At 55.6% G+C, this 25,750-nt stretch carries 23 protein-coding genes; 16 read left to right on the top strand and 7 right to left on the bottom strand.

Features of this window, described 5'->3' with window-relative positions:
- Positions 1–2 precede the first annotated feature (2 nt).
- Positions 3–980 carry a calcium/sodium antiporter gene (locus KGP21_RS25340; RefSeq protein WP_021806956.1) on the bottom strand — a complete coding sequence of 326 codons (978 nt, stop codon included), beginning with the start codon at positions 978–980 and terminating at the stop codon, positions 3–5.
- A gap of 380 nt (positions 981–1,360) precedes the next feature.
- Between KGP21_RS25340 and mlaF the strand changes: the two genes are divergently transcribed.
- The 7 genes from mlaF (at position 1,361) to murA (ending at position 6,188) form a co-directional block, all read left to right on the top strand.
- Positions 1,361–2,176, top strand: a complete 816-nt coding sequence (gene mlaF / locus KGP21_RS25335) for a phospholipid ABC transporter ATP-binding protein MlaF (RefSeq protein WP_021180694.1) — start codon at positions 1,361–1,363, stop codon at positions 2,174–2,176.
- 4 nt (positions 2,177–2,180) lie between these two features.
- On the top strand, positions 2,181–2,963 hold the full coding sequence (mlaE, locus tag KGP21_RS25330) for a lipid asymmetry maintenance ABC transporter permease subunit MlaE (protein ID WP_021806955.1): 783 nt from the start codon (positions 2,181–2,183) through the stop codon (positions 2,961–2,963).
- 4 nt (positions 2,964–2,967) lie between these two features.
- A complete protein-coding gene (mlaD, locus tag KGP21_RS25325) occupies positions 2,968–3,519 on the top strand; it encodes an outer membrane lipid asymmetry maintenance protein MlaD (protein WP_021806954.1) in 552 nt (183 codons plus the stop codon).
- A 14-nt stretch (positions 3,520–3,533) separates the two neighbouring features.
- Positions 3,534–4,163, top strand: coding sequence for a phospholipid-binding protein MlaC (gene mlaC / locus KGP21_RS25320; protein WP_021806953.1), 630 nt, complete (start codon positions 3,534–3,536; stop codon positions 4,161–4,163).
- On the top strand, positions 4,163–4,465 hold the full coding sequence (mlaB, locus tag KGP21_RS25315) for a lipid asymmetry maintenance protein MlaB (protein ID WP_021806952.1): 303 nt from the start codon (positions 4,163–4,165) through the stop codon (positions 4,463–4,465). The genes mlaC and mlaB overlap by 1 nt, the downstream gene beginning before the upstream one ends.
- Before the next feature lie 155 nt (positions 4,466–4,620).
- Positions 4,621–4,875, top strand: coding sequence for a BolA family iron metabolism protein IbaG (gene ibaG / locus KGP21_RS25310; protein WP_021180689.1), 255 nt, complete (start codon positions 4,621–4,623; stop codon positions 4,873–4,875).
- A 53-nt stretch (positions 4,876–4,928) separates the two neighbouring features.
- On the top strand, positions 4,929–6,188 hold the full coding sequence (gene murA / locus KGP21_RS25305; protein ID WP_021180688.1) for a UDP-N-acetylglucosamine 1-carboxyvinyltransferase: 1,260 nt from the start codon (positions 4,929–4,931) through the stop codon (positions 6,186–6,188).
- 57 nt (positions 6,189–6,245) lie between these two features.
- Here murA and degS read toward each other — a convergent pair whose 3' ends face one another.
- The 3 genes from degS to zapG all read right to left on the bottom strand — a co-directional run bounded on the left by degS (position 6,246) and on the right by zapG (position 9,365).
- The gene (gene degS, locus KGP21_RS25300; protein WP_021806951.1) at positions 6,246–7,304 is read right to left on the bottom strand and encodes an outer membrane-stress sensor serine endopeptidase DegS; all 1,059 of its coding nucleotides are present in this window, start codon (positions 7,302–7,304) and stop codon (positions 6,246–6,248) included.
- Between the two features lie 89 nt (positions 7,305–7,393).
- Positions 7,394–8,767, bottom strand: coding sequence for a serine endoprotease DegQ (gene degQ / locus KGP21_RS25295; RefSeq protein WP_021180681.1), 1,374 nt, complete (start codon positions 8,765–8,767; stop codon positions 7,394–7,396).
- Positions 8,768–8,966: 199 nt separating this feature from the next.
- A complete protein-coding gene (gene zapG, locus KGP21_RS25290; protein ID WP_021180680.1) occupies positions 8,967–9,365 on the bottom strand; it encodes a Z-ring associated protein ZapG in 399 nt (132 codons plus the stop codon).
- Positions 9,366–9,595: 230 nt separating this feature from the next.
- Here zapG and zapE point away from each other — a divergent pair, with 230 nt between their 5' ends.
- The 5 genes from zapE to sspB all read left to right on the top strand — a co-directional run bounded on the left by zapE (position 9,596) and on the right by sspB (position 13,398).
- Complete coding sequence (gene zapE / locus KGP21_RS25285) at positions 9,596–10,726, top strand: cell division protein ZapE (protein WP_021180679.1); 1,131 nt, start codon at positions 9,596–9,598, stop codon at positions 10,724–10,726.
- A gap of 296 nt (positions 10,727–11,022) precedes the next feature.
- Complete coding sequence (rplM, locus tag KGP21_RS25280; RefSeq protein ID WP_021180678.1) at positions 11,023–11,451, top strand: 50S ribosomal protein L13; 429 nt, start codon at positions 11,023–11,025, stop codon at positions 11,449–11,451.
- A 15-nt stretch (positions 11,452–11,466) separates the two neighbouring features.
- Complete coding sequence (gene rpsI, locus KGP21_RS25275) at positions 11,467–11,859, top strand: 30S ribosomal protein S9 (RefSeq protein WP_021180677.1); 393 nt, start codon at positions 11,467–11,469, stop codon at positions 11,857–11,859.
- A 388-nt stretch (positions 11,860–12,247) separates the two neighbouring features.
- Entirely contained in the window at positions 12,248–12,889 is a 642-nt protein-coding gene (sspA, locus tag KGP21_RS25270) for a stringent starvation protein SspA (RefSeq protein WP_021180676.1), read from the top strand.
- 5 nt (positions 12,890–12,894) lie between these two features.
- Positions 12,895–13,398 (top strand): ClpXP protease specificity-enhancing factor, encoded by a 504-nt coding sequence (gene sspB / locus KGP21_RS25265; RefSeq protein WP_037376229.1) that lies wholly within the window; start codon positions 12,895–12,897, stop codon positions 13,396–13,398.
- 135 nt (positions 13,399–13,533) lie between these two features.
- Here sspB and KGP21_RS25260 read toward each other — a convergent pair whose 3' ends face one another.
- Positions 13,534–14,952 carry a glutamate synthase small subunit gene (locus tag KGP21_RS25260; protein ID WP_021806948.1) on the bottom strand — a complete coding sequence of 473 codons (1,419 nt, stop codon included), beginning with the start codon at positions 14,950–14,952 and terminating at the stop codon, positions 13,534–13,536.
- An 11-nt stretch (positions 14,953–14,963) separates the two neighbouring features.
- Positions 14,964–19,424 (bottom strand): glutamate synthase large subunit, encoded by a 4,461-nt coding sequence (gltB, locus tag KGP21_RS25255; RefSeq protein ID WP_021806947.1) that lies wholly within the window; start codon positions 19,422–19,424, stop codon positions 14,964–14,966.
- 695 nt (positions 19,425–20,119) lie between these two features.
- On the opposite strand from gltB, the gene KGP21_RS25250 reads away from it, so the two are divergent.
- From KGP21_RS25250 to mtgA, 4 genes are all read left to right on the top strand, one after another.
- Positions 20,120–21,046 (top strand): TIGR01212 family radical SAM protein, encoded by a 927-nt coding sequence (locus KGP21_RS25250; RefSeq protein ID WP_021806946.1) that lies wholly within the window; start codon positions 20,120–20,122, stop codon positions 21,044–21,046.
- A gap of 114 nt (positions 21,047–21,160) precedes the next feature.
- Complete coding sequence (gene arcB / locus KGP21_RS25245) at positions 21,161–23,500, top strand: aerobic respiration two-component sensor histidine kinase ArcB (protein WP_021806945.1); 2,340 nt, start codon at positions 21,161–21,163, stop codon at positions 23,498–23,500.
- A 237-nt stretch (positions 23,501–23,737) separates the two neighbouring features.
- On the top strand, positions 23,738–24,391 hold the full coding sequence (gene elbB, locus KGP21_RS25240; RefSeq protein WP_021806944.1) for an isoprenoid biosynthesis glyoxalase ElbB: 654 nt from the start codon (positions 23,738–23,740) through the stop codon (positions 24,389–24,391).
- The gene (gene mtgA / locus KGP21_RS25235) at positions 24,388–25,119 is read left to right on the top strand and encodes a monofunctional biosynthetic peptidoglycan transglycosylase (RefSeq protein ID WP_071682622.1); all 732 of its coding nucleotides are present in this window, start codon (positions 24,388–24,390) and stop codon (positions 25,117–25,119) included. Before elbB ends, mtgA begins: the two co-directional genes overlap by 4 nt.
- Positions 25,120–25,174: 55 nt before the next feature.
- On the opposite strand, the gene dolP is transcribed toward mtgA, so the two are convergent.
- Positions 25,175–25,750, bottom strand: a complete 576-nt coding sequence (gene dolP / locus KGP21_RS25230) for a division/outer membrane stress-associated lipid-binding lipoprotein (RefSeq protein ID WP_021180667.1) — start codon at positions 25,748–25,750, stop codon at positions 25,175–25,177.

The following is a 25,750-nucleotide window of genomic DNA, read 5'->3' as shown; positions in this document are numbered from 1 at the left end:
GGTTAGCCGAACGTACTGAAAGGGTTAAAGAACAGCACTGCAAGATACGCAATAAAGCCACATAATAACAGAGCTCCTGCCAGATGACCGATACGATGTTTGCGGCCAATACACAGGGCAGCAAGCAGGATACCGGCCGCCAGCATGACCCAGTAATCGCGCTGGAAGGCTGCGGGATCGATACTGCCCGGCGATAGCAGGGCAGGGACGCCCAGCACGATCACCGTGTTAAAAATCGTCGAGCCGATGATATTCCCTACCGCCATATCATCTTCGCCTTTTAGTGCTCCGGCGATCGAGGTGGCCAGTTCGGGCAGGCTGGTGCCGATGGCGATGATCGTCAGGCCAACCACCAGTTCACTCAGGCCAAAGTAGTGGGCAATCACCGAAGCGTTATCGATGATCATCCTTGATGACAGCGGCAGAATAATGAAGGCCAGCACCAGCCAGAGAATGGCCACGGTGTTGCTGCTGTCCTGCGGCAGTTCGGCGAGTTGCTCCACCGTCAGGCTGTCGTTGCCTTCACGTTGCGCCAGCCTGGCGATTTTCAGCATCAGCAGAATAAAACCGGTGGCGGCCAACAGCAGCAGTACGCCATCGAAGCGGCTCAGGGTGTTATCCATCAGCACATAGCCGCACAACAGGATAACCCCCAGCATCAGCGGCAGTTCACGCCGTAACACTTCGGAGCGAACCGACAGCGGATGGATCAGGGCCGCCACCCCCAGGATCAGTAAAATATTGGTGATGTTGGAGCCAATCACGTTGCCCACCGCCAGGTTGGTCTGCCCATTAAGGGCGGCGGTGACCGATACGATCAATTCTGGCAGTGACGTGCCGATACCGACTATCGTCATGCCGATAATCAACGGGGGAACCCCCAGCGAACGGCTAATCACCGCCGCACCATAAACTAATCTATCCGCCCCATACACCAGTAAAAATAAACCAACGATCAACAGCACTATCGCGAGAAACATTCAGGGTCCTATATTGGGGTATCATCCCGGTTCGTTGGTTAAAGACCATCATCGGCCAGCTTGCTTACCCTACGTTGTGCAAAACAACGAATTTCCCGGTTAAAGATCGAACTCTAAGACGGTGACAAATCTTTACGCATTCGCTAGGTAGGGGCGTTGCATGCATCGCCCTCGGTAGCATTGCCACGTTGTCATCGGTCTGAATTTTGTTTTTTTGCGTTATTTCCTAATTTTGACCGTCTGGAGCCTAAAAGTAAAACCTATGGCATCATTGGTAGCGCATTGAGGGTAAGTTTCGGTAAAAATGGGACGTATCGCCCCTATTGCTTTACCATCACGGATGATTTGGCAAAAAAATAGCCTGTACAGGATCAATAAACATGCACCAGAAGGCAGATAATCTGGTCGAAGTGCGCGGCATGAGCTTCTCTCGCGGCGATCGGCTGATATTCGAAGACATCAACCTGACGGTTCCCCGTGGCAAAGTGACGGCCATCATGGGGCCGTCCGGCATTGGTAAAACCACGCTGTTACGCCTGATAGGTGGCCAGTTGACCCCAGACTGCGGTGAGATCTGGTTTGATGGGGACAACATCCCGGCGCTGTCGCGCCATCAGTTGTATGAGTCACGCAAGAAGATGAGCATGCTGTTTCAGTCGGGAGCGCTGTTCACCGATCTGACGGTATTTGAGAACGTGGCCTACCCGCTGCGTGAACACAGCCGCCTGCCGGAGCCGATCCTGCGCAGCACGGTGCTGATGAAGCTGGAAGCCGTAGGGCTACGCGGCGCGGCAGATCTGATGCCGAACGAACTTTCTGGCGGTATGGCACGGCGAGCGGCCTTGGCGCGTGCTATCGCGTTAGATCCGACATTGATCATGTTCGACGAACCTTTCGTTGGCCAGGATCCGATCACCATGGGCGTGCTGGTCAAGCTGATCGATGAGCTGAATAACGCGCTCGGGATCACCTGCATCGTGGTATCCCATGATGTGCCAGAAGTCTTGAGTATCGCGGATTACGCCTATATTGTGGCGGATCACCATGTGATTGCCGAAGGCTCGGCAACGCAATTACAGAACAATCCTGATGCGCGAGTGCGTCAGTTTCTGGATGGTATTGCCGATGGGCCGGTACCGTTCCGTTACCCGGCCGGTGATTATCAGACAGAGCTTTTAGGGGAAGGGAGTAAATAACCTCATGTTTTTAAAGGCGTTAGCGTCGTTAGGACGCCGTGGCATCAACACCAGCGCAGCCTTTGGACGCGCCGGGCTGATGCTGTTCCACGCGCTGATCGGGCGCCCGGAGCCGCGTAAACAATGGCCGCTACTGCTCAAACAGCTACACAGCGTGGGCGTTCAGTCGCTGCTGATCATCATGGTTTCCGGCTTGTTTATCGGCATGGTGTTGGGGTTGCAAGGTTACATCGTCCTCACCACCTACAGTGCCGAGGCCAGCCTGGGCATGATGGTGGCGTTGTCATTGCTGCGTGAGCTGGGGCCGGTAGTGACCGCTCTGCTGTTCGCTGGCCGCGCCGGTTCGGCTCTGACGGCCGAAATCGGTCTGATGAAGGCCACTGAGCAGCTTTCCAGCCTGGAAATGATGGCTATCGATCCGCTGCGGCGTATTGTTGCCCCACGTTTCTGGGCCGGTCTTATCAGCATGCCGCTGCTGACGATTATTTTCGTGGCCATCGGCATCTGGGGCGGCGCGATTGTTGGCGTGGACTGGAAGGGGATCGACAGTGGTTTCTTCTGGTCGGCGATGCAAGGGGCCGTTGAATGGCGTCAGGATTTACTTAACTGCCTGATCAAGAGCGTGGTGTTTGCCATTACCGTTAGCTGGATTGCGATCTTCAATGGTTACGATGCCGTACCGACCTCTGAAGGGATTAGTCAGGCAACGACAAGGACCGTGGTACATTCGTCACTGGCTGTGTTGGGATTGGATTTCGTGCTGACTGCACTGATGTTTGGGAATTGATGTGATGCAAACGAAGAAGAGTGAAATCTGGGTTGGGGCGTTTATGCTGATTGCGCTGTGCGCCATCATCTTCCTCTGCCTCCAGGTGGCCAATATTAAATCGATCGGTAATGAACCGACTTACCGTATCTACGCCACCTTCGATAATATCGGTGGTTTGAAAGCGCGTTCACCGGTGAAGATTGGTGGGGTGATGATTGGTCGGGTTGCAGCTATCTCGCTCGACCCGAAGACCTACACGCCACGCGTGGCGTTGGATATCCAGCAACAATACAACCAGATCCCGGACACCAGTTCGCTGGCGATCCGCACCTCCGGCCTGCTGGGTGAACAGTATCTGGCGCTGAATGTCGGTTTTGAAGATCCCGAGATGGGCACGACTATCCTTAAGGATGGTGGGACCATTCAGGACACCAAATCAGCCATGGTGCTGGAAGACTTGATCGGCCAGTTCCTCTATAAGAGCGGTGGTCAGGATAGCCCGAACTCACCAGACGCTGCAGCAGCACCTACATCAGTTCCGGATGCCGCTGCGCATTCCGCTACAAGTCATTAATCGAGGAAACCTGCATGTTTAAACGTTTTTTAATGGTTGCCCTGCTGGTGGTTGCACCGCTGGCTAATGCGGTCGATCAGACTAACCCATACAGCCTGATGCAAGACGCTGCGCAGAAAACCTTCACCCGCCTGAAAAGTGAGCAGCCAAAAATCAAGCAGGATCCCAACTACCTGCGCACCATCGTGCATGAAGAGCTGATGCCGTTCGTGCAGGTGAAATACGCGGGTGCGTTGGTGCTGGGCCGTTACTACAAAGACGCCACGCCAGCCCAGCGCGAAGCTTACTTCGCCGCCTTCCAGGCTTATCTGGAGCAGGCGTATGGCCAGGCGTTAGCCATGTACCAGGGCCAGACCTATCAGATCGAACCGGAGCAGCCGCTAGGCAATGCCGATATCATCGCGATCCGCGTGACCATCATCGATAAAGGGGGGCGCCCGCCGGTGCGTCTGGATTTCCAATGGCGTAAGAACAGCAAAACCGGTCACTGGCAGGCGTATGACATGATTGCCGAAGGCGTCAGCATGATCACCACCAAGCAGAATGAGTGGGCATCGACTCTGCGCCTCAAAGGCGTAGACGGTTTGACCCAGCAGCTGCAAGCGGCCGCCAAACAGCCAATCACTCTGGATCAGAAAAACTGATGGTCGCAGCGCTGAGTTGGACATCACAACAGCAAACGCTGGTGCTGAGCGGCGAGCTGGATCGTGAGACGTTATTGCCGCTGTGGCAGCAACGTGAGACGCTGTTGGCAGACAAAACCGTGATTGATGTGGCTCAACTGCAGCGCGTGGACTCTGCCGGCCTGGCCCTGCTGCTGCATTTACGTGAGCAACGGCGCCAGCAGGGAATTGAGATAAAAATTTCCGGTATCACAGAACGGTTGCAAACGCTGATCACGCTCTACAATTTGTCAGCAATAATGCCTGTCGAAACCGCTAGTTAGCCACATTTTCGGCGGGTTGACCGGAAAAAATCAGTTAAAGGCCCCTGTTACTCGGGGGCTTTTTCTTTGGTTTAAGAAAGCGGCGGATTCCACTAAGATAGACGCCAAGAAGTCGCCACTGGTGACTATGATCCTTCGATGCAGAATTGGATACTATGGAAAATAGCGAAATTAAAGACGTGCTGATGAAGGCGCTGGCACTGGAAGAAGCGCATGTGACCGGCGATGGCAGCCATTTTCAGGTGATCGCCGTGGGTGAACTGTTCGCCACCATGAGCCGCGTCAAGAAACAGCAAGCCGTCTATGCGCCGCTGATGGAATACATCGCGGACAACCGCATTCATGCTTTGTCGATCAAGGCATATACCCCAGAAGAGTGGCAGCGGGATCGCAAACTCAACGGATTTTAAGGCTGTTTGCCCAGCGGGCAGGCAGCTCAGAACAGATAACAGAGAGTAGTTAAATGGATAAATTTCGTGTGCATGGCCGGACCCGTCTTAGCGGTGAAGTGACCATTTCCGGGGCGAAAAACGCCGCCCTGCCGATCCTGTTTGCCGCCTTGTTGGCGGAAGAGCCTGTCGAACTGCAAAACGTCCCGAAGCTGAAGGACATTGACACCACCATCAAACTGCTCAGCCAGTTAGGTACCAAGATCGAGCGTAATGGCTCGGTCTATGTTGATGCCAGCGGCGTGAACGAGTTTTGTGCTCCCTACGATCTGGTGAAAACCATGCGTGCCTCCATTTGGGCATTGGGGCCACTGGTAGCGCGCTTTGGCCGTGGCCAGGTATCACTGCCAGGTGGTTGTGCCATTGGCGCACGTCCGGTTGACCTGCACATTACCGGCCTGGAGCAGCTGGGTGCGGAAATCAAACTGGAAGAGGGCTACGTCAAGGCCTCTGTGGAAGGGCGCCTGAAGGGCGCACATATCGTGATGGATAAGGTCAGCGTAGGCGCAACCGTCACCATCATGAGTGCTGCAACCCTGGCGACCGGTACCACTATCATCGAGAACGCGGCACGTGAGCCGGAAATCGTCGATACCGCCAACTTCCTCAACACGCTGGGTGCCAAAATCAGCGGCGCGGGCACGGACCGGATCACCATCGAAGGCGTTGAGCGCCTGGGTGGCGGGGTTTACCGTGTGCTGCCAGACCGTATCGAAACCGGTACCTTCCTGGTTGCCGCTGCCGTTTCCGGTGGCAAGGTGCTGTGCCGCAATACCCGTCCAGATACGCTGGATGCGGTGTTGGCCAAACTGCGTGAAGCAGGGGCCGATATCGAAGTGGGTGAAGACTGGATCAGCCTGGACATGCATGGCAAACGCCCGAAAGCGGTAACCCTGCGTACGGCTCCACACCCTGGTTTCCCAACCGATATGCAGGCGCAGTTCAGCCTGTTGAACCTGGTAGCGGAAGGGACCGGTGTGATCACCGAGACGATCTTCGAAAACCGCTTTATGCACGTGCCTGAGCTGATCCGTATGGGCGCACACGCGGAAATCGAGAGCAACACCGTGATTTGCCACGGCGTAGAGCAACTTTCTGGTGCACAGGTGATGGCGACCGATCTGCGAGCCTCTGCCAGCCTGGTATTGGCAGGTTGTATTGCCGAAGGCGTAACGGTGGTGGATCGTATTTATCACATCGACCGTGGCTACGAGCGCATTGAAGACAAACTGCGTGCGCTGGGTGCCAATATTGAACGTGTGAAAGGCGAGTAATCGAGAATTTTAGCCTGTTTGTGCGAATAAAGCCCGGCTCGCCGGGCTTTTTGCTGACTAATTATTATCCTCTGGGAACTCACCCACCGCCATATGCAGCGTAATGCGTTGCCCATCGCGTAGCACCACCACCGGGATCTCCGTTCCAGGGCGGATCTCCGCCACCTGATCCATCGTCTCTAATACCGACACCGCCGGTTTGTTATCGACGTTAATGATAATGTCATTAATACGGAACCCCGCATTGGCGGCCGGGCCGTTAGGGGTAATTTCGGTCACGATGATCCCCTGCAGGCGATCGATGCCGGTCGCCGAGGTGCGCACCGGGATAATCTCTTTGCCCTGAATACCAAAGTAGCCGCGGATCACCCGGCCATCACGGATCAGCTTATCCATGATCTTGGTCGCCAGTTCTACCGGGATGGCAAAGCCTAGCCCCTCTGGCGTTTCGCCATCGGTGATCTTGTCGTAGGTCAGCGTGTTGATGCCCATCAGCTCACCCAGGGAGTTAACCAGCGCACCGCCGGAGTTACCCCGGTTGATGGAAGCATCGGTTTGCAGGAAGGTTTGGCGCCCGGTGGTACTCAGGCTGATACGCCCGGTAGCGCTGATAATACCCTGGGTAACGGTTTGCCCAAGGTTGTACGGGTTACCGATCGCCAGCGCCACATCACCGATGCGTGCGGGGCGTGCGGTATTAATTGGGATCACTGGCAAGTTGCCCGGATCGATTTTCAGCACGGCCAGGTCGGTCAGGCTATCGGAGCCGACCAATAATGCCTCATAGCGGCGGCCATCTTGCAGTACGACGGTGATCTGTTGTGCATCTTTGATTACGTGGCGGTTGGTAATGATGTAGCCGCGATCGTTCATGATCACACCGGAACCCAGGGAGAGCACGTTGGTCGCGCCGCTGATGTTGCGGTTGTAGATGTTGACGACGGCAGGGGCAGCCCGGCGCACGCCGGTGTTATAGCTGGCCGGCGTTTGATCGCTGGTATTCTCAGATTTGCTGGCGAATATGTTATTGGTAGAACGCAATACGGGCAGGGCAGCCAGCAGTATACCGGCAACGACCAAACCAATAACAATAGAACGCAAGAGCTTAGCAAACATAGAGTTTTAGTTAGTGTTGAGGAAGATGAACGGAGGATAGCACGAGTTAACCGGGCGCAGTATGCTGACGCGCCCGGTTTCGCAACAAATTAACGCAGCAACAGATAAATGTTTTCGTCGCCACGTACGATGTTCAACGCCATCACCGCCGGTTTAGCTTCTAGCAGTTTACGCAGTGCGTTGATGTTTTCAACGCGCTGACGGTTGACGCCGATGATCACATCCCCTTTCTGCAGGCCAAACTGCGCCGCCGGAGTGCCTTTATCCACCTTGTCGATCTTCACGCCTTTATCACCGTTTGGCAGCGCACCGTTGGTGAGGGAGGCACCTTGCAGCGCAGGCGACAGCGTTTCGGCATTGGTTGATACGCTTTCGCTGTTATCCAGGGTGACGGCAACGTCCATGGGTTTGCCTTCACGCAGCAGGCCTATTTTAACGGTAGTGCCCGGTGCGGTGGTACCCACTTTGGCACGCAGCTCGGCAAAGCTGCTGATCGGCTTGCCATCCAGGGAGACCAGAATATCGCCGGCTTTGATCCCGGCTTTGGCTGCGGCGGATTTTGGCATTACTTCACTGATAAAGGCTCCGCGTTGGGCATCCGTATTGAATGCTTTCGCCATATCGGCGGTCATTTCACTGCCTTTGATGCCCAGCAGGCCGCGCTTCACTTCACCAAACTCAATCAGCTGCTTGCTCAGGCTCTGTGCCATGTTACTTGGAATGGCGAAGCCGATACCGATGTTGCCGCCGCCCGGTGCCAGGATCGCGGTGTTGATACCGATCAGCTCACCGTTCAGGTTCACCAGCGCGCCGCCGGAGTTGCCACGGTTGATGGAGGCATCGGTCTGGATGAAGTTTTCCAACCCTTCCAGGCTCAGGCCGCTACGGCCCAGTGCGGAGATGATGCCGGAGGTTGCCGTCTGACCAAGGCCGAACGGGTTACCGACGGCTACGGCGAAGTCACCAACACGCAGCTTGTCGGAATCGGCGATTTTTACCGCCGTCAGGTTTTTGACATCGCTGACCTGCAGCAGGGCAATGTCAGACTGTTCGTCGCGGCCAATCAGCTTGGCGTCATATTCGCGGCCATCATTGAGCTGCACGCTGATCTTGTCGGCGTTGTTGATGACGTGGTTGTTGGTAAGGATGTAGCCCTTCGCCGCGTCGATAATCACACCGGAACCCAGCCCTTCAAACGGGCGAGTGCTTTCTTTCGGTGTAGGCATGTTCGGGCCAAAGAAGAATTTAAACTGCTCTGGCAGCTGTGGCTGGCGTTGTACCTGGGTGCCTTCTACACGCACGCTAACCACGGCGGGCAGCACTTTTTCCAGCATGGGTGCCAGGCTCGGCAGCGATTCACCCGCAACGGCGGCCGGCATGGCTGCGTTGGCTGCCGGGACGGAGGCAAATGCCAGGCTAATGCTCATTGCTAATGCACTAAGAATTAAAGATCTTTTCATCATTGGTTATAGCTCTCTCAAAATCTGCCGGTGAAATTTTTTACGATACTGCCATAGCAATACCATTTGTGTAGTCTAGGACAATGAATTTACGCGAAAAGTTCACTTAATCGTCAAGAGTAAGCATGGTCAGGGCGGGGAATTAGGGACGAACAAAGTGAACAACCCGTGGGATCGCCCCACGGGTCAGTATAACGGGGAATCAGTTACCGCGTGGAGCGCCGCGCAGCAGGCCGGAGGCCCCTTCGGAGTAATCACGTGGCATTTCCACTGGCGCCTGATCGTTATCCGCTTCCGCTTCGGTCAGACGATAGCGGAACGGGTTGTCCTGCATCGGCAGATCCGGCAGCAGGTTGTTGGAGCTTTTCGCCATATGCTGATACAGCTGACGATAGTCGCGCGCCATGTTATCCAGCAGTTCAGCACTGCGGGCAAAATGGCCAACCAGCTCCTGACGGTACTCTTCAAGCTCGGTTTTGCTTTTATCCAGTTCGTTTTGCAGCACCTGTTGCTGACGTAATTTACTGTTACCAAAACGCATCGCTACCGCACCGATCACGATACCGACCACCAAACCAATCAGCGCATACTCCCAGGTCATGATGACTCCTATTTTGACTTCGTTGTTCCGCAGGGATTTTTCACTTAATAATATCCACTATAACCGTTAACCTTGTCCGAGTGGAATCCTGATAAGCCAATACCTGCAGTTTGCAGGGGTTTTCTTGGGGTACAACGCCGATAAATGTGGCGATCAGGGTGCTAAGCGGCTGCCATCCGCCGCGAAAATTGGATAAATAAATTCTCAGCGTTGTTAGGGATTGCGAATACATGCAGGCACAGTCACCGTTATCACGCTACCAGCAGGCGCTGGATGCGGGGGAATATCAGGCCGATGCGGTTCAGCGCCAGGCCGTCACGCAGTTGGATCAGATCTATCAGGCGTTGCAGCAGCTCCCGGCTCCTGCCGCCGCTAACGCTGGCAAGCGTCGTAACCTGCTTAGCCGTTGGTTAGGTAAGAGTGAGGAAACCACCACGCAGCGGCCGGTGCAGGGGCTGTATATGTGGGGCGGCGTTGGCCGGGGTAAAACCTGGCTGATGGACCTGTTTTTCCACAGCCTGCCCGGCGATCGCAAACTGCGGCTGCACTTTCACCGCTTTATGCTGCGGGTGCACGAAGAGCTGACGGAGCTGCAAGGGCAGGAAAACCCGCTGGAGATCGTCGCAGACGGCTTCAAGGCGCAAACGGACGTGCTGTGTTTTGACGAGTTCTTTGTCTCCGACATTACCGACGCCATGCTGCTGGCAACGCTGTTGCAGGCGCTGTTCGCTCGCGGTATTACGCTGGTGGCTACCTCTAACATTATTCCGGACAATCTGTATCGTAACGGGCTGCAACGCGCACGCTTCCTACCGGCGATCGATTTGATCAACGAGTATTGCGACGTGATGAACGTGGATGCAGGCATCGATTATCGCTTGCGTACCCTGACGCAGGCCCATCTGTATCTGACCCCGCTCAACCAGCAAACGCAGGACACGATGGACCACATCTTCCTCAAGCTGGCGGGCCACGCCGGGGAAGAAGCTCCGGTGCTGCAAATCAATCACCGGCCAATGCCCACCTTGCGCGCGGTGGAAGGGGTATTGGCGATCGATTTTCATACCCTGTGTGAAGAGCCGCGTAGCCAACTGGATTACATCGCGTTGTCACGCCTCTATCACAGCGTGATGCTGTATAATGTGCGCATTATGGGGCCGCTGAAGGAAAATACCGCCCGCCGCTTCCTGGCGCTGGTGGACGAATTCTACGAGCGCCATGTCAAACTGGTGATCGCCGCCGAAGCCTCGATGTTCGAGATCTACCAGGGTGAACAGCTGAAGTTCGAGTTTCAGCGTTGCCTGTCCCGCCTGCAGGAGATGCAGAGCGAGGAGTATCTGAAGCTGCCTCATCTGCCGTAAACGGCGTTCGGGCCTGGCTTTCAGGCCCAGTTTCGCCCCCGATTATCGTTGCCAAATCGGTCCCCTGCGCTAAATCCGTTTTCCCGGTAAAAACAGGTCGACCTTTGTGAGCGACTTCTCTATAATCTTGCGACCCCACGTTACAACAAAGTTTTTTTCCCAAAACTTTGTATAGTGCCGGCAATGGCTATTCGAAGGGGTAGGTTTGCTGGACTTGTATGGTCGTGTGAGCCTCAACTGTTTTCGAGCGTTGGGTGAACACCTACGTGTAACTAAATTATTGGGTAAGCTTTCTAATGAAAACTTTTACAGCTAAACCAGAAACCGTAAAACGTGACTGGTATGTTGTTGATGCAGACGGTAAAACTTTAGGCCGTCTCGCTACTGAACTGGCTCGTCGTCTGCGCGGCAAGCATAAAGCGGAATACACCCCGCACGTTGATACCGGTGACTACATCATCGTTCTGAACGCAGAAAAAGTTGCTGTAACCGGCAACAAGCGTACAGACAAGGTGTATTACCACCACACCGGCCACATCGGTGGTATCAAGCAAGCGACCTTTGAAGAGATGATTGCCCGCCGTCCTGAGCGCGTGATTGAAATCGCGGTTAAAGGCATGCTGCCAAAGGGTCCGTTGGGTCGTGCAATGTTCCGTAAACTGAAAGTTTACGCGGGCACCGAGCACACTCACGCGGCACAGCAACCGCAAGTTCTTGACATCTAATCGGGATTATAGGCAATGGCTGAAAATCAATACTACGGCACTGGTCGCCGCAAAAGCTCCGCCGCTCGCGTTTTTATCAAGCCGGGCAGTGGTAACATCGTTATTAACCAGCGTAGCCTGGAACAGTACTTCGGTCGCGAAACTGCCCGCATGGTAGTTCGTCAACCGCTGGAACTGACCGACATGGTTGGCAAATTCGATTTGTACATCACCGTTAAAGGTGGTGGCATCTCTGGTCAAGCTGGCGCTATCCGTCACGGTATCACCCGTGCACTGATGGAGTACGACGAGACTCTGCGTGGTGAATTGCGTAAAGCTGGCTTCGTCACTCGTGACGCGCGTAAAGTTGAGCGTAAGAAAGTCGGTCTGCGTAAAGCACGTCGCCGTCCGCAGTTCTCCAAGCGTTAATTTTTTCTGCTTCGGCAGGACGATTTACGCGAAAAACCCGCCTCTTCGGCGGGTTTTTTTATGCCTGCAATCAGATTAAACTTTATTAAAATCAGTGGGCTAGGTGATAAATCAACGCATAGCCACCACAAAACAGTCAAAATCTGGTAAACTATCACCCACTTTTGCGCCTGTTCGCCGTGCAGTGCTGTCAGTCTACCTCCGAGGCCGTTTTCCAGACCTAAGGTTTATCTGTGAGCTGCGGGCTTGCGGTCACGATTATTCAGGATAGCAGCCTGAGATACCCAATCAATTTCACGTCGTAGCCAGGCGGCAACAACGCAATGGCTCGTGGAGTGATGGATATTTTGGCTATTCGCCGTATTTTCTAGATAACTTGGAGGTTTTCATGGCTGTCGCTGCCAACAAACGTTCGGTAATGACGCTGTTCTCTGGCCCGACCGACATCTTTAGCCATCAAGTACGTATCGTACTGGCGGAAAAGGGCGTCAGCGTCGAGATCGAGCAGGTAGAACCCGATAATCTGCCGCAGGATCTGATCGACCTCAACCCATACCAAACGGTACCGACGTTGGTCGATCGCGAGCTGACGCTGTATGAATCCCGTATCATCATGGAATACCTTGATGAGCGTTTCCCTCACCCGCCGTTGATGCCGGTGTATCCGGTGGCACGCGGTGAAAGCCGTCTGATGATGCTGCGTATCGAGAGAAACTGGTACACGCTGATGTACAAAATCGAGCAGAGCAGCGGCCAGGAAGCTGAATCAGCACGCCGCCAACTGCGCGAAGAACTGCTGGCGATTGCGCCAATCTTCGGCCAGACCCCGTATTTCATGAGCGAAGAGTTCAGCCTGGTAGACTGCTACCTGGCCCCGCTACTGTGGCGTTTGCCGCAGCTGGGTATCGAACTGAGCGGTGCTGGCTCCAAAGAACTGAAAGGTTACATGACCCGTGTCTTCGAGCGTGATGCATTCCTGGCCTCTCTGACCGAAGCCGAGCGCGAAATGCGCCTGCAGACTCGGGGCTAAGCATCATGGATATGTCTCAGATGACCCCGCGCCGTCCTTATCTTTTGCGGGCATTCTATGACTGGCTGTTGGATAACCAACTGACTCCGCATCTGGTCGTGGACGTGATGCGCCCAGACGTGCAGGTTCCGATGGAATTTGCACGCGATGGTCAGATTGTGCTGAACATTGCTCCGCGTGCCGTAGGCAACCTGCAATTGGGCGACGACGAAGTGACCTTCAACGCGCGCTTTGGTGGCGTTCCTCGTCAGGTGCTGGTGCCAATGGCGGCCGTGCTGGCGATTTATGCGCGGGAGAACGGGGCTGGTACCCTGTTTGAACCGGAAGCCAAGTATGAAGATGAAGGGGCTTTCGAAGGGCTGGAAGAGGTGTCTAGCCCTACGGGTAGCCTGATGTCAGTGGTTGATAGCGATCGTCAGGATAGCTTGGAAGACGATAACGGCCCTGATGATGAACCGCCTCAGCCGCCACGCGGTGGTGGACGTCCGGCGTTGCGTGTCGTGAAGTAAGCTACGGCAGGCAGGGAAAAAGGTGCAACTCAGGTTGCGCCTTTTTTATTGTCTGTCGATCGGCAAGTTGGTTATCTGGAAGGTAAAAGCAAAGGGCCGGCAAGCCGACCCTTTGGGAGAACGTAGAGGTTTAAATCACACTTCCAGATAACACATGATGCCTTCGGCAGCTTTGCGCCCTTCGGCAATCGCGGTAACCACCAGATCGGAACCGCGAACCGCATCGCCACCAGCGAAGATTTTCGGATTGCTGGTCTGGAAGGCGTTATCGACCGATTCCGGTGCGACGATGCGGCCCTGCTTGTCCAACTGCACATCGTGCGCGGCCAACCAGTCCATCTGGTGTGGGCGGAAGCCAAAGGCCATCACCACCGCATCGGCGTCGATCACGTGCTCGGATCCAGGTACCTGTTCGGCAACCTGGCGGCCATTGGCATCCGGGGCACCCAACTGAGTGCGCACCATCTTGACGCCAGCAACGCGCCCCGCGCTGTTAAGCTCAATGCTCAACGGCTGTAGGTTGAACTGGAACTCGACCCCTTCCTCACGCGCATTCTTCACTTCGCGTTTGGAACCCGGCATGTTCGCTTCATCCCGGCGATAGGCACAGATGACCTGAGTCGCGCCCTGACGAATGGAGGTGCGTACGCAGTCCATGGCGGTGTCACCACCGCCCAGCACGACCACACGCTTGCCTTCCATGCTGACATACGGCTCGTGTTGTTCTGGTTGGTAGCCCATCAGCTGCTTGGTGTTGGCGATCAGGAACGGCAGCGCATCGTACACGCCAGGTGCATCTTCGTTCTCCAATCCACCACGCATTGATTGGTAGGTACCTACGCCGAGGAACACCGCATCGTATTCGCTCAATAGCGCATCCATGGTGATGTCTTTGCCGACCTCGGTATTGAGTTGGAACTCGATACCCATCTCGCTGAAGATGCCACGGCGTTTTACCATCACCTCTTTTTCCAGCTTAAAGGCCGGGATGCCGAAGGTCAGCAAACCTCCGATCTCTGGATGACGATCGTAAACCACCGCTTTGACGCCGTTACGGGTCAATACGTCCGCACAGGCCAGGCCCGCCGGGCCAGCGCCAATAACGGCTACCCGCTTACCGGTTGGGTGCACGTGGGACATATCCGGCTTCCAGCCCATCTCGATGGCTTTATCGCTGATGTAACGCTCGATATTGCCGATGGTCACCGCGCCAAACTCGTCGTTCAGGGTACAGGAACCTTCGCACAGGCGATCTTGCGGACAAACGCGGCCACACACTTCCGGCAGGCTGTTGGTCTGGTGTGCCAGATCCGCCGCCTCCATGATGCGGCCTTCATTCGCCAGCTTCAGCCAGTTCGGAATATAGTTGTGAACCGGGCATTTCCATTCGCAATAGGGGTTGCCACAGGACAGACAACGGTCGGCTTGCGATTTCGCCTGGGTTTCCGAAAAGGGTTCATAGATCTCTACAAACTCAATTTTGCGGATCTTCAGCGGTTTTTTTGGCGGATCAACGCGCTGCAGGTCGATAAATTGATAAACGTTCTGACTCATTCAATGACCCCTTACTGCGCCTGAACCCGCAGCTCGGCTGCGGAACGACTACGGTGACCCAACAATGCTTTGACATCACTGGACTTCGGTTTGACCAGCGCAAACTTCGGCGCCCAAACCGGCCAGTTAGCCAAGATCTCTTCTGCCCGTGATGAACCGGTCAACTGCACGTGTTCGGTGATCAAACCGCGCAGGTGCTCTTCATGGATCGCCAGTTGATCGACGTCCAGCACTTCCACCAGTTCCGGGTTGACGCGTTTGCGGAACTCGCCATCTTCATCCAGTACATAGGCGAAGCCGCCGGTCATACCCGCACCAAAGTTGATGCCGGTCTTGCCCAAGACGCAGACGATGCCACCGGTCATGTATTCACAGCCGTTATCGCCAATGCCTTCAACCACGGTAATTGCCCCGGAGTTACGCACGGCGAAACGCTCCCCGGCACGGCCTGCAGCGAATAGCTTGCCACCGGTTGCGCCGTACAAGCAGGTGTTGCCGATGATGCTGGCTTCGTGGCTGCGGAAGGCAGAGCCCACCGGAGGACGCACGGCGATACGGCCACCGGCCATCCCTTTACCGACATAGTCGTTAGCATCGCCGGTCAGGGTCAGCTCAACGCCGCCGGCATTCCACACGCCGAAGCTCTGGCCTGCAGTACCGGAGAAATGCGCCTTGATCGGATCGGCGGCCATCCCTTGGTCGCCGTGCAGCGTGGCAATAGCCCCTGACAAGGTCGCGCCGACGGAACGATCGGTGTTACGGATATCGAAATAGAAGGTCTTGCTGTGCTTGGCCTCAATATGCGGTTGCGCCTGTGCCATCAGCTCCTTGTTCAGCACGCCCTGATCGAACGGTGGGTTGCTGCTTTCGGTGCAGTGCAGGGCTTTACCCGCGTGCGGTGTGGCAGTTTTCAGCAATGGAGACAGGTCCAGCTTGTTCTGCTTGGCGGAGATCCCGTCGAGCTCGGTCAGGAACTCGGTGCGGCCAATCAGATCGACCAGTTGGCTGACGCCGAGCGTAGCCATGATCTCGCGGGTTTCCCGAGCGATAAACTGGAAGTAGTTGGTCACGCGCTCTGGCAGGCCGTGATAGTGATCGCGGCGCAGTTTTTCATCTTGAGTTGCTACGCCGGTCGCGCAGTTGTTCAAGTGGCAGATACGCAGGTATTTACAGCCCAGCGCCACCATCGGGCCGGTGCCGAAGCCAAAGCTCTCTGCACCCAGAATGGCTGCTTTGACAATGTCCACGCCGGTTTTCAGGCCACCATCCACCTGCAGGCGGATCTTGTGGCGCAGGCCGTTGGCCACCAGTGCCTGCTGGGTTTCTACCAGGCCAAGCTCCCATGGGCAGCCAGCATATTTAACTGAAGATAATGGGCTTGCACCGGTGCCACCGTCGTAACCGGCAATGGTGATCAGATCGGCATAGGCTTTCGCTACGCCGGTGGCAATGGTGCCCACGCCCGGCTCGGAAACCAGCTTCACCGAAATCATTGCCTTCGGGTTCACCTGTTTCAGATCGAAAATCAGCTGTGCCAAATCTTCAATCGAATAGATATCGTGATGCGGCGGAGGTGAGATCAGGGTCACGCCCGGCACCGAATAACGCAGTTTGGCGATATACGGCGTGACCTTATCGCCAGGCAACTGACCGCCTTCACCCGGCTTGGCACCTTGGGCGACCTTAATCTGGATCACGTCGGCGTTCACCAGATAGGCTGGCGTCACGCCGAAGCGGCCAGAGGCCACCTGCTTGATCCGGGACACCTTGTTGGTGCCGTAGCGCGCCGGATCTTCACCGCCTTCACCGGAGTTGGAGAAACCGCCCAGGCTGTTCATGGCAATCGCCAGCGACTCATGAGCCTCCGGGCTGAGTGCCCCGATGGACATGGCGGCGGTATCGAAGCGTTTGAACAGTGATTCGGCGGGCTCAACCTGATCGACCGGGATCGGCGCGCCTTTCGGGGTGATCGCCAGCAGGTCGCGCAATGTAGCAATCGGGCGCTCGTTCACCAGCTTGGCATAAGCCTGGTAATCGCTGTATTCACCGCTGTGCACCGCTTTTTGCAGCGAGTTCACCACGTCTGGGTTATACGCATGGTACTCGCCGTTGTGGACGAACTTCAGCAGGCCACCTTGATCCAGCGGCTTGCGTTTCAGCCAGGCGCGTTTGGACAGGTTTTGCAGATCCTGCTGGAAGTCGCTGAAGCTGGCACCGCCGATGCGGCTGACCACGCCCTGGAAGCAGAGATCGGACAGGTCACGGTGCAGGCCAACGGCTTCAAACAGTTTGGAACAGCGGTAAGAGGCGATAGTCGAGATGCCCATTTTGGACATGATCTTGTACAGCCCTTTATTGATGCCGTTACGGTAGTTCAGCATCACGTCGCGGTATTTCTTGTCGATCGCCTGGCTGTCGACCAGCTTGGCCAGCGTTTCGTAGGCCAGATACGGGTAGATGGCGGTGGCACCAAAGCCCAGCAACACGGCGAAGTGATGCGGGTCGCGGGCGCTGGCGGTTTCAACGATGATGTTGGCATCACAGCGCAGGTTTTTGTCCACCAGGCGGGTCTGGATTGCCCCCACCGCCATTGGCGCCGGCACCGGCAGGCGCTGGTTGCTGATGGCACGATCGGACAGTACCAGCAACACTGCGCCGTCACGGACTTTACGTTCCGCTTCATTGCACAGGGCATGGATGGTCTGTTCCAGATCCTGCTCCGCCGGATCGAAGGTCAGATCGAGCGTGTCGGCACGATAATATTCGCCTTCCAGCGTAGTGAGCTGCTTGAAGTCTGAATACAGAAGGATCGGCGATTTGAAGCTCAGACGATGCGCCTGGCCTTCGGCTTCGCAGAATACGTTCATCTCGCGGCCGATGCTGGTGGCCAGAGACATGACGTGGGCTTCACGCAGCGGATCGATCGGCGGGTTGGTGACCTGAGCGAACTGCTGGCGGAAGTAGTCATAAATGATGCGTGGACGGCTGGAAAGCACGGCGAACGGGGTATCGTCACCCATCGAACCGGTGGCTTCCTGGCCGATCTCGCCCAGTACGCGGATCACCTGGTCCAGCTCTTCGCTACTGTAGCCGAACTGCTTCTGGTAGGTTTCCAGCGTGGCGTCATCCAGCTCGCGGCTGCCCACCTGATCTTCTGGCAGGTCTTCGAACGGCACCAGACGCTTAACGTTCTTCTCCATCCACTCTTTATACGGGTGGCGGCTTTTCAGATCGTTGTCGGTTTCAGCTGAGTGCAGGATCTTGCCGCTGCGGGTGTCGATCACCATCAGCTCGCCTGGCCCGACGCGGCCTTTTTCGATGACTTCATCCGGCTGGTAATCCCAGATGCCGACTTCTGAGGCACAGGTGATCAGCTTGTCTTTGGTGATGACGTAGCGCGCCGGACGCAGACCGTTACGGTCCAGGTTACAGGCGGCGTAGCGGCCATCGGACATCACGATGCCTGCCGGGCCGTCCCACGGCTCCATGTGCATCGAGTTGAAGTCAAAGAAAGCGCGCAGATCGGTGTCCATATCCGGGTTGTTCTGCCAGGCCGGTGGCACCAGCAAACGCATGGCACGGATCAGATCCATACCGCCTGCCAGCAACAGTTCCAGCATATTATCCAGTGAGCTGGAGTCGGAGCCGGTTTCGTTAACGAAAGGCGCAGCGGCCTGCAAATCCGGGATCAGCGGGGTCTGGAACTTGTAGGTACGGGCACGTGCCCACTGGCGGTTACCGGTGATGGTGTTGATCTCACCGTTGTGCGCCAGATAGCGGAACGGCTGTGCCAAAGGCCAGCGCGGCACGGTATTGGTTGAGAAGCGCTGGTGGAACAGGCAGATGGCCGATTCCAGCCGCAGGTCGGCCAGATCCAGATAGAAGCGTGGCAGATCGGCTGGCATGCACAGACCTTTGTAGATCGTCACCAGGTTGGAGAAACTGCACACATAGAAGCTGTCATCCTGGACGCGCTTCTCGATACGGCGACGGGCTACAAACAGGCGGCGCTCCATATCGCGTGGACGCCAGCCCGCAGGGGCGTTCACGAAAATCTGTTCAATACGCGGCAGGGAAGAGAGGGCGATCTCACCCAGAACGTCCGGGTTGGTAGGAACTTCGCGCCAGCCGACGATCGACAGCGTTTCGTTCTGCAGCTCTTCTTCAACAATGCGGCGGCTGGCACGGGCTTCCTCTTCGTTCTGGCTGAGGAACATCATGCCAACGGCGTAGTTCTTGGCTAAACGCCAGCCGCGCTCTTCCGCCACCATGCGGAAAAAGCGATCGGGCTTTTGCAATAACAGGCCGCAACCGTCGCCAGTCTTGCCGTCAGCAAGAATTGCACCACGGTGTTGCATGCGGGCCAGTGCGTGAATAGCGGTCCTCACCACTTTGTGGCTAGGTTCGCCTTCTATGTGGGCGATCAGGCCGAAACCACAGTTGTCCCTCTCATGGGATTTATCGTACAGCATATCAGTGAACCTCCCCAGGCTCTGTGTGACTCTTACAACCCACTGCGAAGGGCCTGCTCAATTTCAGGCAGAAGTCCAATCAGCAAGGTTAATATCGCCAATCTGCTTTTCCGCCCTCCATCAATGGCCTCTCGTGACGGTTCTCACAAGTGGTAAATGACTTGTTTTAAGAGGGAGTCTTAAATTACTGCATAATTATGACGAGACGTTTGCCCGTCCAGAAAGCTTCCAGCGGACCTCCAACTTAGCGAGAAAGAATACGCAGGTCAAATATGGGCTTAACAGGGATTTTGATGGCTTGCATGAGGTTTATGATGATGAAAAATAAGTTTTTTCAGACGGTTTTGGCTCGATGGAAAGGCAGGGGGAGTGCCGCAAAAATGTGAGCTGTCTCACTATAGTGCAATGCCTGAATCTCTGCACCATGCTAGTGCTGGCGGCAATGCCAGAGTTTTATTCTGGTAAATTTATATTTATTGTTGTTTATAACTATTTTTCACCGCTTTGTCATAAAGCTGTTAACAGTGCGCTGAGGATTAGAAACTTTCATCGAGATAAAAATGATTTTATTTGCACTAATAATGAATAGTTATGCCTACGGCGGCCTTTGGGGAAAAGCGTTGATCCCTGTCATCGCGGGAAAAGCCGTTTCTTATTAGCATAACGGCCTTCAAACACAGAGAGACACCAAGATTATGCAGTTGCCGCAATTAGTCAATATGTTTGGTAGCGATCTTCAGCGCCGTTATGGGGAGAAGATCCACAAACTCACGCTGCACGGTGGGTTTAGCTGCCCGAACCGCGACGGCACGCTGGGGCGCGGTGGCTGCACTTTCTGCAACGTGGCCTCTTTTGCCGATGAACAGATGCAGCAGCAAAGCATTGCGGAGCAACTGGCCATTCAGGCGCAGAAGGTTAACCGGGCCAAGCGCTATCTGGCCTATTTCCAGGCCTATACCAGCACTTATGCCGAAGTCGAACTGTTGGCCAACATGTATCGGCAGGCGCTGACGCAGGCCGAGATGGTGGGTATCTGTGTCGGCACCCGGCCAGACTGTGTGCCGGAAGCGGCGCTCGATCTGCTGGCAGGCTACCGTGAGCAGGGCTTCGAGGTGTGGCTGGAGCTGGGGCTGCAAACGGCGCACGATAAAACACTAAAGCGCATCAACCGTGGCCACAATTTCTCCTGTTACCAGCAGACCAGCCGCCTGGCGCGGGAGCGCGGCCTGAAGGTATGCAGCCACCTGATCGTTGGCCTGCCCGGTGAGACTCATCAACATCATCTGGCTACGCTGCAAGCGGTGGCTGAGAGCGGGGTAGACGGCATCAAGCTGCACCCGCTGCACATTGTCACCGGTAGTACCATGGCGCGAGCCTGGCAGGCGGGGCGTTTGCCCGAGCTGTCGCTGGAAGATTACGCATTCAGCGCCGGGGAAATGATCCGCCATACGCCGAAGGAGATTATCTACCACCGCATCTCGGCCAGCGCCCGTCGGCCCACCCTGTTGGCACCATTATGGTGCGAAAACCGTTGGAACGGCATGCAGGCCGTCGGCGGCTATCTTCAGCGGCATGGTGGTCAGGGTTCGGCTTTGGCAGTAGGCCAGCAATACCAGCCTTAAAACCCTGTTCTCAGGTTGCGAATTGCAACCATTCCCACAGTTCACAGTAAGGTTTCTTATCTTAACCGCATTTTACGGTATGATTTGAGAGATTATGTCTGTTGGGAATGGCTCATGAAGCAAATCCGGGTGTTAGCCCAGTACTACGTTGATTTGATGGTAAAACTGGGGCTGGTGCGCTTTTCACTGTTGCTGGCTTCAGCGCTGGTGATACTGGCGATGGTGGTGCAGATGGCGGTCACCATGCTGTTGCGTGGTGAAGTGGAAAGCATCGACGTGGTGCGCTCCATCTTCTTCGGTCTACTGATCACGCCGTGGGCGGTTTATTTCCTTTCGGTGGTGGTAGAGCAACTGGAAGAGTCGCGCCAGCGCCTGGCTCGGCTGGTGGATAAGCTTGAGGAGATGCGCAATCGCGATCTCGCGCTGAACCAGCAGATGCAAGAGAACATCAGCCAGCTCAATCAGGAAATTGCCGACCGTATCAAGGCGGAGCAAGATCGCCAACAGGTGATGGATAAGCTGACCGAAGAGATGGAGCAGCGCGAACAGGCGCAGGTGGAGTTGGGCCAACAATCAGCATTGCTACGCTCTTTCCTCGATGCCTCCCCCGATCTGGTTTACTACCGCAACGAAGAAAAAGAGTTTTCCGGCTGCAACCGGGCGATGGAACTGCTGACCGGCAAGAGTGAAAAACAGCTGATCGGCCTGACCCCCTTTGATGTCTACAGCAAAGAGATCGCCGAAAAAGTCATCGAAACCGATGAGAAAGTATTCCGCCATAACGTCTCCCTGACCTATGAACAATGGTTGGTGTACCCAGACGGTCGCAAGGCCTGTTTTGAACTGCGCAAGGTGCCGTTTTACGACCGCGTGGGCAAACGTCACGGGCTGATGGGCTTTGGCCGCGATATAACCGAGCGTAAGCGCTATCAGGACGCGCTGGAGAACGCCAGCAGGGAGAAGACTACCTTTATCTCAACGATCAGCCACGAGCTTCGTACGCCGCTTAATGGCATCGTCGGCCTGAGCCGTATTCTGCTCGATACCGAACTGAACGATGAGCAACTGAAGTATTTGAAAACCATCCACGTCAGTGCCATCACCCTGGGTAATATTTTCAACGACATCATCGAGATGGATAAACTCGAGCGGCGTAAGGTCCAGTTGGACAATCAGCCGGTCGACTTTACCGGCTTCCTGGCGGATCTGGAGAACCTCTCCGGCCTGCTGGTACAGCCGAAAGGGCTGCAGTTCGTGATGGAGCCCGAGTTACCGCTACCGGAGAAAATCATCACGGACGGCACACGCCTGCGTCAGATCCTGTGGAACCTGATCGGCAACGCGGTGAAATTCACCCAGCAAGGCCAGATCGTGGTGCGCGTCAGGCGCGAAGAGCAGGAACAGATCGTGTTTGAGGTTGAAGACTCAGGCATGGGGATCCCGCAGGATGAGCAAGACAAGATTTTCGCCATGTATTATCAGGTCAAAGACCAGAACGGCGGGCGTCCGGCGACCGGCACCGGGATCGGTCTGGCGGTCTCCAAACGGCTGGCGCAGAGTATGGGCGGAGATATCACGGTAAACAGCGCACAAGGGCACGGTTCTTGCTTCACCTTGACCATCAAGGCGCCAGCGGTGGACGAAGTGGTCAATGAGGTCCAGGCGGTGGAAGAAATGCCGCTACCGGCGTTGCATATCCTGCTGGTGGAAGATATCGAACTGAACGTGATCGTGGCGCGTTCGGTGTTGGAGAAGCTGGGTAACAGCGTTGCGGTAGCCATGAACGGCAGCGATGCGTTAGCCATGTTCGACCCGGACGAGTTCGATCTGGCTCTGTTGGATATTCAATTGCCGGACATGAGCGGGCTGGATATCGCCCGTGAGCTGCGCGAGCGTTATGCGGGCCGCTCGTTGCCGCCGCTGATTGCGTTGACAGCTAATGTCCTGAAAGACAAGAAAGAGTATCTTGAAGCGGGCATGGACGATGTGCTGAGTAAGCCGTTGTCGGTACCGGCCTTGACCAAGATGATCAAACATTACTGGGATCATCAACCCCAACATACCACAAAGAAAACGGAGCAAAAGTCGATGCAGATTAATGAATCGTTGTTGGATACCGCAATGCTGGAGCAGTACATGGATCTGGTGGGGCCGCAGCTGATCCATCAGAGCCTGGCGATGTTTGAACAGGTTATGCCGGGGTATCTGGCGGTGCTGGATTCCAACATGACCGCGAAGGACGAGAAAGGGATCACCGAAGAAGGGCACAAAATCAAGGGTGCCGCTGGCTCCGTCGGGCTAAAACATCTGCAACAGCTGGCCCAGCAGATCCAGACGCCAACGTTACCAGCCTGGCAAGACAACGTGCAAGAATGGGTCGATGAGCTGAAGCAGGAGTGGCGCAATGACGTGGCGGTGCTGCGAGCTTGGGTAGAGAACGCTGAAAAAAAATGACCCCAGCCGAGGCCGGGGTGCGCGAATATTGCGCCAACACCAGGGAAATCATTAACCTGCGTATTGGTTTTTAGCGTTCTGGTAGAGCAGGTGGTACGAAATTCGTATACATCATACAGCGAACAACATAGCAAATGTAAGCGCTCTTGTTAGAAGAATCATTAAAATATGTGATGTAGTTAGTATTTGTCGCCTCTGGGCCTGCCTTTGCCGGCGGTCCTGGCTGGGAGAATGTCGATGAAACAGGTCGCTGTAGTGCTGAGTGGTTGTGGTGTTTATGACGGGGCAGAAATCCATGAGGCGGTGCTCACCTTGCTGGCTCTGGATCGTGCCGGTGCGCAAGCGGTCTGCTTTGCACCGGATAAGGCACAACTACATGTTATTAATCATTTATCCGGCGAAGAAATGCCAGAGAGTCGCAACGTTTTGCTGGAGTCGGCGCGCATCGCTCGTGGCAAAATTCAGGCGCTTTCACAGGCCGATGCCGAGCAGTTGGATGCCCTGATTGTGCCCGGTGGATTTGGTGCGGCGAAGAATTTGAGCAGCTTTGCCACGCAAGGGGCGGAATGTTCAGTGGATCCCGATTTGTCTAAGCTTATTCTGGAAATGCATAAGAGAAACAAACCAATGGGTTTGATGTGCATTGCGCCCACGCTGTTGCCGAAAGTTCTCGATCAACCGTTGCGATTGACCATTGGTAACGATCCCGATCTGGGGGAAGTGATTGATGCTATGGGCGGTGAGCCGGTGATCTGCCCGGTAGATGACATCGTAGTTGATATTGAAAACAAGGTTGTCACGACCCCGGCCTACATGTTGGCCCAGTCGATCGGCGAGGCAGCGCAGGGAATTGATAAGCTGGTGTCACGAGTGCTGGATCTGGTGGAATGATAAGGTTTTCTCGTAAATCGTGGATTGTTCGCCTGTGGTTTTGGTTTAAACGAGGCGTTCTTGCGGTTATTGGCCTGTGGCTGGTGGGGATCATTCTATTCGCTTTTCTGCCGGTGCCGTTTTCTGCGGTGATGGTGGAGCGGCAGCTCGGTGCCTGGCTGAGTGGGGATTTCGGCTATGTGGCGCATTCCGACTGGGTAGCGATGGACGATATTGCCCCCTCGATGGCGCTGGCGGTGATGGCGGCAGAGGATCAGAAATTCCCCGATCACTGGGGGTTTGACGTGGCGGCTATTGAAAAGGCGATCAGCCATAATGAAAAACGGCCAACGCGCATCCGTGGTGCTTCTACCCTTTCCCAGCAAACGGCAAAGAACCTGTTTTTGTGGGATGGGCGCAGCTGGCTGCGCAAGGGGCTGGAGGCTGGGCTAACGGCAGGTATTGAGCTGGTATGGACCAAACGGCGTATTTTGACGGTGTACTTGAATATCGTCGAGTTTGGTGACGGTATCTTTGGCGTGGAAGCGGCGGCTCAGCACTTTTTCCACAAGCCGGCAAGCCGTCTGACGGCCTCGGAAGCGGCCCTGCTGGCGGCGGTGCTGCCTAATCCACATCGTTTCAAGGCCGGTGCCCCTTCGGGGTACGTGATCCAGCGCCAACAGTGGATTATGCGTCAGATGCGCCAGTTGGGTGGCGAAGGATTTCTCAAGGCGAACGATCTGAAGTGATCGTGATACAGGGTCTATGGGGTATCTGGATCACCCCAAGACCCGACTCACGAGATTATTTAACGTAGGTAAACGCCGTTGTCACGTGCTTCACGCCGCTAACCTGGCTGGCGATCTGCGCCGCAGACTGGCCTTCCTGCTGTGTCACCAAACCTAGCAAGAACACTTCGCCATTTTCGGTAGTGACCTTCACGTTTGAAGATTTGACGGTATCGCTGGTCAGGATCTGCGAACGCACCTTGGTGGTGATCCAGGTATCGGAAGAGGCGGTGCCCAGGCTGACCGGCGTGCCCTGGCGAATTTCGTTATACACCTCAGCGGCACCATCGACGCCAAGTGCGATCTGTTTCGCCCGGCTGGCGAGCTCGGTGGTAGGAGCCTGGCCGGTCAGCAGCACTTTGCCCTGATAGGCGGTGGCTACGACACGGGCTTCTTTCTTCAGTTGCTGATCTTTGCTGATGGCATTTTCGACCCGGGCTTCCAACGTGCCGTCATCGACCTGTGTGCCTACGGTGCGTGGATCGGTCGCCGTTTTGGTGGCAACCGCGGCGCTGCCAACGACAACGCCCGCGACGCAACCCTGCAACAGTAGGGCGCTGAACAGCACTGCAAATGTGGCTCTTAGCTTCAT

Source organism: Serratia sp. JSRIV004 (assembly GCF_019968705.1).
Taxonomy (GTDB): domain Bacteria; phylum Pseudomonadota; class Gammaproteobacteria; order Enterobacterales; family Enterobacteriaceae; genus Chania; species Chania fonticola_B.
This window is presented reverse-complemented; position numbering and strand designations above follow the sequence as displayed.

Excerpts from the sequence above, each read along its gene's own strand:
- KGP21_RS25340 (WP_021806956.1), bottom strand. The coding sequence starts at position 980 with ATGTTTCTCGCGATAGTGCTGTTGATCGTTGGTTTATTTTTACTGGTG.
- mlaF (WP_021180694.1), top strand. The coding sequence starts at position 1,361 with ATGCACCAGAAGGCAGATAATCTGGTCGAAGTGCGCGGCATGAGCTTC.
- mlaE (WP_021806955.1), top strand. The coding sequence starts at position 2,181 with ATGTTTTTAAAGGCGTTAGCGTCGTTAGGACGCCGTGGCATCAACACC.
- mlaD (WP_021806954.1), top strand. The coding sequence starts at position 2,968 with ATGCAAACGAAGAAGAGTGAAATCTGGGTTGGGGCGTTTATGCTGATT.
- mlaC (WP_021806953.1), top strand. The coding sequence starts at position 3,534 with ATGTTTAAACGTTTTTTAATGGTTGCCCTGCTGGTGGTTGCACCGCTG.
- mlaB (WP_021806952.1), top strand. The coding sequence starts at position 4,163 with ATGGTCGCAGCGCTGAGTTGGACATCACAACAGCAAACGCTGGTGCTG.
- ibaG (WP_021180689.1), top strand. The coding sequence starts at position 4,621 with ATGGAAAATAGCGAAATTAAAGACGTGCTGATGAAGGCGCTGGCACTG.
- murA (WP_021180688.1), top strand. The coding sequence starts at position 4,929 with ATGGATAAATTTCGTGTGCATGGCCGGACCCGTCTTAGCGGTGAAGTG.
- degS (WP_021806951.1), bottom strand. The coding sequence starts at position 7,304 with ATGTTTGCTAAGCTCTTGCGTTCTATTGTTATTGGTTTGGTCGTTGCC.
- degQ (WP_021180681.1), bottom strand. The coding sequence starts at position 8,767 with ATGATGAAAAGATCTTTAATTCTTAGTGCATTAGCAATGAGCATTAGC.
- zapG (WP_021180680.1), bottom strand. The coding sequence starts at position 9,365 with ATGACCTGGGAGTATGCGCTGATTGGTTTGGTGGTCGGTATCGTGATC.
- zapE (WP_021180679.1), top strand. The coding sequence starts at position 9,596 with ATGCAGGCACAGTCACCGTTATCACGCTACCAGCAGGCGCTGGATGCG.
- rplM (WP_021180678.1), top strand. The coding sequence starts at position 11,023 with ATGAAAACTTTTACAGCTAAACCAGAAACCGTAAAACGTGACTGGTAT.
- rpsI (WP_021180677.1), top strand. The coding sequence starts at position 11,467 with ATGGCTGAAAATCAATACTACGGCACTGGTCGCCGCAAAAGCTCCGCC.
- sspA (WP_021180676.1), top strand. The coding sequence starts at position 12,248 with ATGGCTGTCGCTGCCAACAAACGTTCGGTAATGACGCTGTTCTCTGGC.
- sspB (WP_037376229.1), top strand. The coding sequence starts at position 12,895 with ATGGATATGTCTCAGATGACCCCGCGCCGTCCTTATCTTTTGCGGGCA.
- KGP21_RS25260 (WP_021806948.1), bottom strand. The coding sequence starts at position 14,952 with ATGAGTCAGAACGTTTATCAATTTATCGACCTGCAGCGCGTTGATCCG.
- gltB (WP_021806947.1), bottom strand. The coding sequence starts at position 19,424 with ATGCTGTACGATAAATCCCATGAGAGGGACAACTGTGGTTTCGGCCTG.
- KGP21_RS25250 (WP_021806946.1), top strand. The coding sequence starts at position 20,120 with ATGCAGTTGCCGCAATTAGTCAATATGTTTGGTAGCGATCTTCAGCGC.
- arcB (WP_021806945.1), top strand. The coding sequence starts at position 21,161 with ATGAAGCAAATCCGGGTGTTAGCCCAGTACTACGTTGATTTGATGGTA.
- elbB (WP_021806944.1), top strand. The coding sequence starts at position 23,738 with ATGAAACAGGTCGCTGTAGTGCTGAGTGGTTGTGGTGTTTATGACGGG.
- mtgA (WP_071682622.1), top strand. The coding sequence starts at position 24,388 with ATGATAAGGTTTTCTCGTAAATCGTGGATTGTTCGCCTGTGGTTTTGG.
- dolP (WP_021180667.1), bottom strand. The coding sequence starts at position 25,750 with ATGAAGCTAAGAGCCACATTTGCAGTGCTGTTCAGCGCCCTACTGTTG.